This is a genomic window from Sphingobacterium shayense, assembly GCF_013179575.1.
Taxonomy (GTDB): domain Bacteria; phylum Bacteroidota; class Bacteroidia; order Sphingobacteriales; family Sphingobacteriaceae; genus Sphingobacterium; species Sphingobacterium shayense.
Genome location: NZ_JABMCQ010000146.1, coordinates 1 through 11,246, shown reverse-complemented (window position 1 = coordinate 11,246; position 11,246 = coordinate 1). Strand labels below are relative to the sequence as shown.

The 11,246-nt window shown below is 44.9% G+C and carries 5 protein-coding genes; all 5 read right to left on the bottom strand.

The genetic code is table 11. The annotated features are described in order from the left end of the window. Positions 1 to 48 precede the first annotated feature (48 nt). The 5 genes from HP439_RS14815 to HP439_RS14795 all read right to left on the bottom strand — a co-directional run bounded on the left by HP439_RS14815 (position 49) and on the right by HP439_RS14795 (position 10,949). On the bottom strand, positions 49 to 2,325 hold the full coding sequence (locus HP439_RS14815; protein WP_172391117.1) for a GH92 family glycosyl hydrolase: 2,277 nt from the start codon (positions 2,323 to 2,325) through the stop codon (positions 49 to 51). 95 nt (positions 2,326 to 2,420) lie between these two features. After that, complete coding sequence (locus HP439_RS14810; protein WP_172391116.1) at positions 2,421 to 4,757, bottom strand: GH92 family glycosyl hydrolase; 2,337 nt, start codon at positions 4,755 to 4,757, stop codon at positions 2,421 to 2,423. 21 nt (positions 4,758 to 4,778) lie between these two features. After that, positions 4,779 to 7,340, bottom strand: coding sequence for a glycoside hydrolase family 38 N-terminal domain-containing protein (locus tag HP439_RS14805; RefSeq protein WP_172391115.1), 2,562 nt, complete (start codon positions 7,338 to 7,340; stop codon positions 4,779 to 4,781). An 11-nt stretch (positions 7,341 to 7,351) separates the two neighbouring features. Next, positions 7,352 to 8,749, bottom strand: coding sequence for an SGNH/GDSL hydrolase family protein (locus HP439_RS14800; RefSeq protein ID WP_172391114.1), 1,398 nt, complete (start codon positions 8,747 to 8,749; stop codon positions 7,352 to 7,354). A gap of 310 nt (positions 8,750 to 9,059) precedes the next feature. After that, a complete protein-coding gene (locus tag HP439_RS14795) occupies positions 9,060 to 10,949 on the bottom strand; it encodes an RICIN domain-containing protein (protein ID WP_246229379.1) in 1,890 nt (629 codons plus the stop codon). Between the last annotated feature and the right edge of the window lie 297 nt (positions 10,950 to 11,246).

Sequence of the window (11,246 nt, the reverse complement as noted above, 5' to 3'; positions counted from 1 at the left end):
CCTACTTTATCAAACATTATTTGCTGCCACCTATCGGTGGCAACCTTTTCATTTCAACTGACTAAGTGAAAACGGTCTGGACTGCTTTGAAATACCTCTATCCCTATTGGGAGAGGGGCCCATGACAAACTCCAGTTTCCCGCCATTGATGATATCTTCATACAACAGGAAATTCTTATCGTAGGCCACCCCGTTTAAGCTGGCCGATTGGATATATACGTTCTGTGGACTATTATTCTTTGCCACAACGACAAATTCCTTCCCGTTTTCCAACTTCACGGCCGCCCGCTCAAAGAGGGGGCTACCGAAAACGTATTGGTCTGTTCCCGGGCATACGCTGTATATACCGAGCGCACTTAGCACATACCAGGAGGACATCTGTCCCTGGTCTTCATCCCCGGGATACCCCTTGGGACCCGAGTTGTACAACTGGGCCATCACCTTGCGGACGCGCTGCTGCGATTTCCATGGCTGCCCGCTGAACGTATAGAGATAAGGCACATGTTGGGTAGGCTGGTTGCCGTGGGCGTATTGCCCCATTTTAGCCAGCAGCATCTCGCGCATTTCGTGTATTTCCTTTTTATAGCTCCCATAATTGATCGTCTGTTCCATGGTAAAGAACGAATCGAGTTTCGCATTAAAGCGATCTTCGCCTCCCATTAAATTGATCAACCCGTTCACATCGTGCATCACCGACCAGGTATACTGCCAGGAATTGGCTTCCGTAAAAGGTCCTCCCCATTCTACTGGATCAAAATCCGCTAACCACTCTCCGCCCGGCAAACGTCCGCGAACAAAGCCGGTCTGCTTGTCAAACACGTTAAGATAATTGTACATTTGCCGGCCGAATGCCTCTTCATAAAATTTGTTACCCGTGTGTTTGGCCAGTTGATACGCGCAGAAATCATCGTAGGCGTATTCCAGTGTCTTGGCTGTACTTTCATGCACCTGTCCGTAGGGAACAAAACCTTTGGTGAAATAGTCTTTCCATCCTTCTCTGCCGTTGGAGCCACCCCAGGGGCCCTTGTTGGTCGCCTCATGGTAATAAGCCTGCAACGCACTGTCCGCATTAAAATTTCGAATACCTTTCACCCATGCATCAGTCAGTAAAGAAATAGCATGGTTTCCGATCATTACCCCTGACATTCCCGGATTCGACCAAGTCGGCAAGAAGCCGGCCTGTTGCTGGGCGTCCAATAACGACTGCATATAGCGGCCCTGCATCTGGGGATGCAACATATTGCTCAGTGGAAACTGCGCACGAAAGGTATCCCAAAACCCATTGTCTGTATACATATAGCCATGGTGAATCTCGCCATCGTAAGGACTAAAGTAATAGGGATTACCCCGTGCGTCGATTTCATAGAACTTGCGCGAGAAAAGGTTGGCACGAAACATACAGGAATAGAATGTAGCTTTATCAGCTTCACTACCACCATCCACTTTGATACGATTTAACAAGGTATTCCAAATTTCAAAAGCTTTATTTTTAGTCGTCTGAAAATCTTTGTTACCGCCCAACTCGCGTTGCATATTCAGTGATGCCTGGCTTGCATTGATATAAGATGACGCGATCTTCACTTCCACCTGCGTTCCCGGTTTAAATTCCAGGTACGCACCTACGCCCTCACCTGCATCCTCCTTTTTTGCAGGTGAAATTTTATTTCCCTTATTCTCCCATGTGCCGTAGCTCTCAAAATCCGCATCAAAAATAAGCTCAAAATAATTCTTAAAGTTTTCTGGAACAAACCGTCCATTATTGACATAACCGACTATTTTCCGCTCTTGCGGAAGAATCTTTATCTGACTATCCTTTAAAAAACCATCTAATACTAAATACGCTTTCTCTTTCTTTGGAAAAGTAAATCGCATGTGTGCACCACGCTCCACCGGGCTGATCTCAGCCTGTATACCATTATCAAATTTTACCGAGTAATAATGGGGTTTGGCAATCTCATTATCATGACTGAAGACCAGTGCTCGCTCGTCTTCGTTCACCACAAGCTTCCCCTTAGCCGGCATCAAAGAGAAAACCGCGTAGTCACCCATCCAAGGACTACATTGATGTACCTGCTGGAAGCCACGAATCGTATTCGCCTGATAGGTATATTTCCAGCCGTCGCCGTTCTTTCCTGTTTGTGCGGAAAAAAAGTGAACGGCGAAAGGGAGCCCTACTGTAGGGTACGTGTTTCCATACGACAGCGACCATTCCGATTCGGTTCCCTGCAACGTATTCACATACTTAACCAGATCACGATTCTGCCCGTAACCAACCGAGGTAACGAAAACCAGCATGGTTATCCAAACTAAAATCTTTCTTTTCATTTTATCCGTTTAATAGTAGATCAGTAAAAATTTTTTTTCTTCCTAGTCGTATACATTGAAAAATATCCGCTAAAATTTTCACTATTTATTTCCTTCTAGTTCGCGTCTATACCCCAAGCCCTATTTGGTCTATCTCCCATGAACAATTCGAGTTTTCCTCCCGCAGCTATATCAAGAAAATCTATATAACACTTATCATATGGCTTCCCGTTAAGCATTGCTTTTTGGATATAGATATTTTCAGCGGCGTTATTATGCGCCTTGACAATGAATGTCTTACCCGCATAATATTTGCCATCCAAGCGAAATTCAATCTCTTCAAACAGAGGACTTGTTATCTCCATGCGTGTGCTTCCAGGACATGCAGGATGCAACCCACTCGAAGCAAGAACATACCAAGCAGACATTTGCCCAACATCCTCGTTCCCGACGATACCTTCTACCGAATTTTTATATGCTTTTTCACAGATATGGCGTGTCCATTTTTGCGTTTCCCACGGCGTTCCCAAATGATTAAATAGAAATGGAACTAAATGGACCGGTTCGTTAGCATGGTTATAGTAGTCGTTCCATCGCATATGGTCAGGTGTTCGGTTGAAAAAACGTGTCAGATCCTGCAGTACTTTACCTTTTCCTCCCATCAGTTTTACCATCCCTGAAATGTCATGGGGGACAAACCACCCTTGTTGGTAAGGGTTACTTTCAATAGTTCCATACCACTCGGTTATCCGTCCCTCCTTTGGCCATGGTTCCCAGGATCCGTCTGTTTTTCTAGGCCGGAACCAGCCTTTTTCTGTATCGAAAACATTTCTATAGGCCTGTGCCTTTTCTAAAAAGAGCCGCTCATCGTCCGCTCGTCCGAGTTCGCCGGCAAGTTGGGAAATACACCAATCGGTATAGGCATATTCCAAAGTATGTGAAATACTGAACGGGGGTCCTGTATAACCTAGCGAATCATTACCGAATTTCTTCGAAGTATTAAGAGCAAATTGATAGGCCTTTTCTATATCATACCCGCGGATCCCCTTTACATACGCATCGGCCAATACAGATAACGCAGGGTTACCGATCATGCAGCCGGAATAGGCATTCATAATCTCCCACCGTTCATAATAACCACGTCCAGACTCCTCGGCAAGGGTTACAAGCGAGTTCAACTGATCGTCTACCAACCTGGGGTTTATAAGGGTTTGCAATGGAAATTGGCTTCGAAAAACATCCCAACCGCTGAACATTGTCCGTTTTGTAAACCCATTTGCCCGGTGGACACGTCCATCGCCTCCTACGTATCGACCGTCAGTATCCGTATACGTGCGCGGATCGATCATCGTATGATAAAGCGCTGTATAAAAGATTGATTTCTGGTCATCGGTCCCCCCCTGGATATTAACCCTGCTGAGTTCTTGGTTCCACAGATCATGTGCCTCCCGACGTACCTGATCAAAAGATTTCCCTTCTATCTCCTCGCTGAAATTATTTTGAGCTCCCGTCATATCGACGAAAGAAATACCGACCTGAAGGGTAACCTGCTCATCGGCGACGGTTTCAAAATCGGAGAAAAAACCGATATGCTTACCTTCCACCTGCTCCTGGCCCCGAATTATCTCCGCCTTTTTAACCTGATTTAGGTAAGGCAGACTGGTTACTTCGTCCCTCTTTCGCTCCCAATTGTCTGGAATATCGGCTTTCCAAAAACCATAGTTCTTTAGTGGTTTACTGAACTTCCCATAAAAATAAACGGTATATGCAGCATTCCCCTCGCCATTTCCCCATCCACCACCATCAGGCGTGCATAGTATCCATCCTCTAATCGTATGATCATCGACCTTCTGAACATGCTGTTTAACAGAAGTCCCTCCCACACGGCGCGCCAGATCTATCTGTATCCTAGATTCTTTATGCTGCGGAAAGGTAAAACGTATCATCCCACTGTGGGGGGCTGCCGTCGTCTCTACTTTAATGTCGTAGTCGGTCAATTCTACTGCATAATAGCCAGCCTTTGCCGTTTCCGTCTGCTTGTTGTAATACGACCGGTAACCTTCAATACTCCCATCCTCTTTACCCGCAATGACTTTCAATTTTCCTGTAGTTGGCATCACCAGCAGATTCCCTAGATCCCCAAACCAGCCCACCCCGCTCATCTGCGTAAAAGCAAACCCCTCAATTGTCTGGTGTTCATAGCTGTATCCTGGGCTGTTATCTCCTCCGGTAATGGTGTTCGGGCTGACCTGGACCATACCGTAAGGCGTGGTAGCACCCGGGAAAGTTTTTCCCAGCCCGTGATAAGTGTCCGCCGCTCCCGTACTTGTGCTGGCCCCAATAAATGGGTTCACATAGTTGGCCGGATGAGCAGGTTCTTTGCCTTGGATTGCCGAACAGGATTTCAATACTAGAACACAGGAAATAAAGATTCCAAAAAATCGTATTTTCATCAACATCAATTGTCTAATTAGTTATATGTCTTTTTTCTTGATTCGAAATGTTTTAATTCCGAAACGAGGTATGTTAGTGGAAAAGATTGATTTACCGGTGCTGTTGGTTAGCTCTATCGTACTTACCTTTTCGCCATTTAACAATACCTCTTGGATTTCTCCGGCAGGAAAACCTAAAGCAATCTGCTGTAAGCCGGATGGCCCCTCAGCGTTAAAAATTCGCAACAAGAGCTCCTGGTTATCGATCTTCATGGCAGATACTTCTAGACCATCCTCCAGCGAGGAAACAAAACTTCTAGCCTCAAACGACAGTTGATTCGCATAAACACCCAGCAAGGGCTCATTCCAGAAATTGCTTTCGGTGGCGATCTGAGCCGAATCCCAGCTTCCTAAATGAGGGATCAGGGCGTAGCGCATCTTTAGAGGTTCGGTTATCCTGTAATCTACTCCCCACAACCCCACGCCCGAGTATTGCGCCGTGAGGCCTAGTGGATAATCGGCGCCATGCAAATAGGACGTCGTATGATCGGACAAAAGGGTTAAACCATATTCTTGATCCTTCTGTACAAGATCTACCCAATGGAGAATCACGTTGTGTTTGATTTCCTCCCATTCTCCAAAGAAAGTGTCGTTATTGGTACTTTCGGTTACGTCAAAGGGCGCATTTTTATAGAGATCAGCCGAACGAAGAGAATTGGGAAATAGTACTTTCAGTTTGTATCGGTCATCCGTATAGGCTCGTCTATTATCAGTCCACTTATGCTCCTGCTTGTACTCTCCGATTCCCACATTTTCTCGCCAATCAACCAACAAATCAAAATCTATACGTCGCTGCCCCGATTCTAGAGTGATAATTTGAGTTACAGGATGTGAAGAGATACTGCTCTCCACTTTTACCCTTATCATAAACGGGTTATCTTCCAGTACCGTGATCTTCGCGGGAACGTCCTTTGTCGAATGAAACTTCTGCTGGTCGTAAAAATGTCCCGATAACTCTCCGAAACCATAATCGCCATGCTGATCAACGAACTCCTTGTTGCCAGCATGTTTTGCCACAAGGCTTGTGATTACCCCACCTCGGGAGCCGTCGAGGGTCAACTTATACATCTGGTTCTCGATGATACATTTTCCATTCTCCTGGAAACTCACCTGCTGCCTTGCATCCTCTGTGCTGCCGCCACCTTCCCGCAAGGCGTATGTCACATAACCCAAACTTCCAACCTTCGGCTTGAAAACTAGTTGTGCAGCCTTCTGTGTAAATTTTATTATACTGGGAATTTCTTCGCCTTTATGATCATATAAACTGATTTTTTTATGCTCTAACGCCTGAGGTAGCGCAATCCGTACAATCTCTGATCTTGTCGCCGCGACTGTGTTAAAAATGCGAACGTAACCCAAGTTATCTCCACTGGCCGATTTGCTGGTTATATAACTAGAAACCGCATCACGAATCATCGTTTCAGATAGGCTATCCGTTACAATGGTCCACAGACGTACCGCCTGCTCCCAAGTTTGTTCTTTGCTGAGATGATTATAGGGCACGATCCACGAATCGTGATGCTGTGCCATCATCAAAGTTCGCCAGGCTTCTTTCTCATCCCCTGTATGTACGCGGAAATCATTATCTATATGAGCCATTGCGCTGATCTTCTCTGCCATAACGATTTTGTTTTCAGCTTTGCGAACATCCTGCGCTATACGCTGCAAGGCTTGGCTGCCCCACATCAGATTTACACGTATATCTTCTTGGGTGAAGTGCCAGTTATCATCTGTTTGACGGGACGATACCTCTTCAATATATTCCGTCCAGGTCACATAGGTAGATCCGTTTTTAATATTCCTCCCTGTGCCTAACCAGGGACCATTATCCCAACCGGCATCCTGGTAACACATGCCCACCGGATTTTGGATACCCTGACTGTAGGCGGCCTTTAAAAACGAGGCAGAGTTGTTCCAGGCAGTGGTCTGCCAGGTCGAATTTTCTTCAAATTCTTCCGATGCATACCGGGGCACACTAAGAATGGAAGAACCCTCGGGACCCACCCAGTTCACAAGCTCCCCGCCGTAGCCGCTCGTATAACCGCCCCAAAGCGTGTTCGGGCATTTTAGAACCGCATATTTAAAACCAAACTGTTTCAATAATTGGGGTAGACTGCTTGTAAAACAGGGCTCTTCTACCGCATAAGTTGTAAAACTAACAGCAGGAAAATGCTCCTCAATTTTCTGCATTCCGTACTCGAACTGTCGTATAATGCTTTCACCGGAAATATTATAACAGTAAGGTTGCGCATAGGTTGGATTTGTAAATTCAACTCTGCTGTCATTTGCTATAGCTGCAAATCGGGCATAAGCCTCCGGTTCACGGCGTTGAACTGAATCCCATGTTTCAGGCTCTATCTCCAGCCCTATCCGCCATTCGGGATGCGCGGCAAGATTATCCACCATGAAGCCTGTAACCCACGACGGGTAATGACCATAGACGCCGCCGTGATAGCCGTCGACAAAATAAGCCTTCTGCGCCGACAGACTGAAGCAAACCGACGAAAGAAATAGCACTGTAAATATTCTCGTGTTTATTACCATGGATCGTTTCGCTAAATACGCACGAGGCTAATCGTTCTTTTTTCCGGGATGCTGATTTCTTTAATCGCTTTCAGCAGCCCGTCCATTTCCTGCTGCCACGCTTTTCTGATCTCGGGGAACATCGCTTTAGAATATAAATCTCTCTTTGCGCGCAGCCAACCGTCGGTTTCTTTATGGGCGTCAAACACCTCAATTGCTTTTCTATTATTAGCATTCAAGAGCCCTTTTGGCGCGAAAAAATTGTACTGTACCCAGGCATAATCCCTAAAACGGCGTTCAATTTCCCATCGTTCTTCGTTCAGATGCATCATTCGAAGGGCTTGCTGGTATTGAGGTGTATGATCCAGCGCGGCAAGATTTATTCCATGTGCAAACTCCGCAGCCGACCAGGTACCGATTTCTACAGAGTCGATGACAAGTTTATAATTCCCCTTCAATCCTTTCACAGTAAGTAGTTCCTGATTCATTTCTTCCATAAATGGTATTACCGCCATTGCATCGAACTGGCTTTTCTTACTTCCCCATCCTCTTGCTACTGTATCTAATGGATACGGCAATGCCTTGGCCTGATAATCAAACCTCAAGCCTTTATCCGTTTTTTGAATGTCCGACAAATTGCAATTCAAAGCAGATATTACCTTTCCCCCAGGTGCGTCGATTGCTATTTCCGCAACTTTTTGTCCGCTGAATCCCTGTGCTTTTAAAATTAAATATGCCATCACCATGTGACCATCTAGATCTGGATGCACACGGTCATTTCCCGACAAAGTAAAGGAAGGATCATCTTTTTGCACACGTTCGGTGATCGTGCTCATCGTTTGATTAAAATCAAAAAACTCCCACCCGTTTGCCTTGGCCGATTCCCGTTGGAAATCGACAATACGTAGCATGGCTTTATTTTTGTTTTTGAGAGGCGTGTTATCGGAAATTTGAACGTGTTCGTCGTAAGGAGAACTCCCTAAAAGTACGATCCTAGTATCCGAGAGCTGTTTGAAACGCTGTTCCATCTGCTTATACCCTTCGTACGACTCTTTCACTTTCTTGTCGGCAAACTTATTGGGTTCCTCTCCGTTGTATTCAAGATATCCAGAGTCATTCATACCAAACGTTGTCAAAAGGACTGTAGGCCGCTTACTGAACACGTCACCGTCGAGTCGCTTGAGCATGTCCCATACGCGATCCCCACCAATTCCTGCATTCAGAAAAGTCAGATTCATTGTCGGAAAGCGGGTCATATAATAGAGCCATATATAGGAATGGTAATGGCCACCGTCGGTAATACTATTCCCTAAGAAAACAACACGGTCATTGTCCTTAAAAGGTGCGATCTGTTGTGCTTTTAGATTGCTTAAAGTAAAAGCAAAAACATAAAAGCATACTGACCATTTTGTGAAAAATAGATTTTTCATGCTGGGTTTATAATTTTTAAAATGGTTGTGTGTTAAAAAAGATTCAGGGTCCCTTGGTTAGTTTTTCAAGCAGGATAATCCCTGGATCAGCTGTCACACAAATTTATACACCTGTCCTCATATTTATGACAGTAGGTAGACGTACTGGTAAATGATTAGAACCGCAACAACGCTTCAATTAACTCAAAAACAACACGTTAAATAAACAACATAAGCATACGTTGGTAAACGATATAGAATGATTTCATAGTCCAAGCAAACGTATTCAAACCTTTTTTCATGAAATATTTGTCCTTATTTAATTATTGGTCTACAAAATACCGATCATTTCATAAGGTATTCTGACTCCTTTGACTCGATAGTAATACGGATCGAAATTGCCATCCTCCTCCTTTGTCTTATCTGCATCATTTTCTGCACACGCTCCGTAATTAATGCTATAAGTCACCAATAATTCGTCTCTTCCATTGACCGATTCCGTGTGAATCGAAGGGGTGTATATCCTAGCATTATATCCCTTATAGAATTCGGTAAAATGGTATACGAGCCTTCTTTCCGAGAACGGGCCTGTAGGGCTGCTTGAAGTTGATGTATACATATTAATCGAAGGGATGCCACAGTAGAAGCCTTGATCCATCGTTAGATGAATATACTTACCGTTTAGATATCCGACAGAGCTTGTTCCAAGAGCGCTATTTACCTGCGCCTGTTCGGCCACAGAAGCGGTACCTTCCCAAGAAGAGCCATTCCAGAATGTCCAATCTTGCGGATTTTCTATAGGAAAGCGCGCGACGTGTAAAAACGAACCGAAACCAAAACTGTTTGGATCACCGCGGGCGCCATATGCGTATACGAAACCATCGGCTGCTTTCACCATACCAGCGGCATAAGTAATCAGCTTTTCCGATGCCGTTAAACCTACAGGCGTGGTTCGCTCTACATTCCAATGTGTATCCGATACCGGAGTTAGCTTAAAAAGTGCTTGATTATCGTCGGGCGACCCCAAAGCATTCCCTTCGGTTGCGTGGAGGTATACCGTCTGCCCGATCTGTACCCCTGGCCCCGGCCAACTCCAATCCTTACCTTCTCGCTTTGGAACGATATTACCGATATTATGTACCCGGCCATCCGCGGTCATCATTGGCGCATTTGGATTCCAGTTATCTATGGAAGGTTGAATTATAATAGAATTACTATAGGAAATAAAATGGTTTCCAAACAGGTTCCCGTTGGGTGCCATAGATCCCTCATACCAGGCATCTTGCGTAATCCACAGCGCACGTCCATCAGAAAGAGGTATGCTCGTCCCCTGATCAAATGCAACAGATCCAGTTGTGCGGTTAAAGAAATTCGTTACCTGCGCATCCCTGTAGCTATCCTTTGATAGCCGGGTGATAGCCCATCGCTGGCTGTCCTGCTCTTGACTGCCCTGTGCCAAAACAGCATCATCCGCGCCCAAGGTTAGGTATAAACCGTTCGCTTTATTGGATAGCTCAAATTTACCGGCTTGTAATGACTCGTCAATACGCCACAATTGTAAATCAATATCTCCAGCTGCTTCCCAATTCTGTTTTAATTGAACACCGCTCGAAACACCGCTGAGAAACATTCCGCTTTGCAGGTTCCGTAATTGGTAGTACTTGGTGTCCCCTACCGAAGAATGATAGATAATGTCCCACTCTTGCCATCTCTTGAGATTTTCGCCTGTTGCAGCCTCTGCTGCAGCGACTTGGACTAGTGCATTCTCAAGATACTTCTCATTGAACGACATATCTCCCTGAATCTGCATAACAGCCGAACCGTCGTTAACCGCGATGCTATACGTTCCGTAATCGGAAATACTCGAGTCGTATACCCTAAACTCTACTTCCCAATTTCTAACATCCCCCGAGGCAGCCGTTACGGTAAACACTACTTTGCTAGTAGCAGAAACATCAATTGGTTCCCCGGAAGCAATATTACATTGTGCGCCGTCCGATAAGGTAATAATCGGGACCACTTTCTTTAGATCGGTTTCTGGAAGGACTCTTACCAAAATCTTAAAGACTTCTTCCTCCTGGTAGATCGTAGCGTTACCATATTGCCCAGTTTCCAACTTAAAATCTTTAATCATCCTTCCAGGTGAAGCAGGAAGTTCGTGTTTCTTTTCGCACCCTAGTAAAAGTACGAGCACGACAAAAGCTAGTATTTTCTTGATCATAATTTAATTAGATTAATCCATTTGCTCCGAGGTCTATTAATTAGCCACATACCACTACTTGCAGAAACCCGATCGAACGTAGGAAAGTTTATAATAAATATGGTTACGTGTACGAGGAAATAGGCACTTCAGTTAACCCCTGTAAAACAGTAAAGCACCCAAAACCTACCGTCGAACAAATTTATAAACCAAGAAGCCTACCTGTATCGTCAGGTAGGCTTCTTGGTAAATGTTTGAGAATAGAAAAAATCACAAAGAACTAAATATCAAAATATTATAAATAAAAATACGATGCAT

Coding starts and splice junctions, on each gene's coding strand:
- HP439_RS14810 (WP_172391116.1), bottom strand. CDS start 4,757: ATGAAAATACGATTTTTTGGAATCTTTATTTCCTGTGTTCTAGTATTG.
- HP439_RS14795 (WP_246229379.1), bottom strand. CDS start 10,949: ATGATCAAGAAAATACTAGCTTTTGTCGTGCTCGTACTTTTACTAGGG.
- HP439_RS14805 (WP_172391115.1), bottom strand. CDS start 7,340: ATGGTAATAAACACGAGAATATTTACAGTGCTATTTCTTTCGTCGGTT.
- HP439_RS14815 (WP_172391117.1), bottom strand. CDS start 2,325: ATGAAAAGAAAGATTTTAGTTTGGATAACCATGCTGGTTTTCGTTACC.
- HP439_RS14800 (WP_172391114.1), bottom strand. CDS start 8,749: ATGAAAAATCTATTTTTCACAAAATGGTCAGTATGCTTTTATGTTTTT.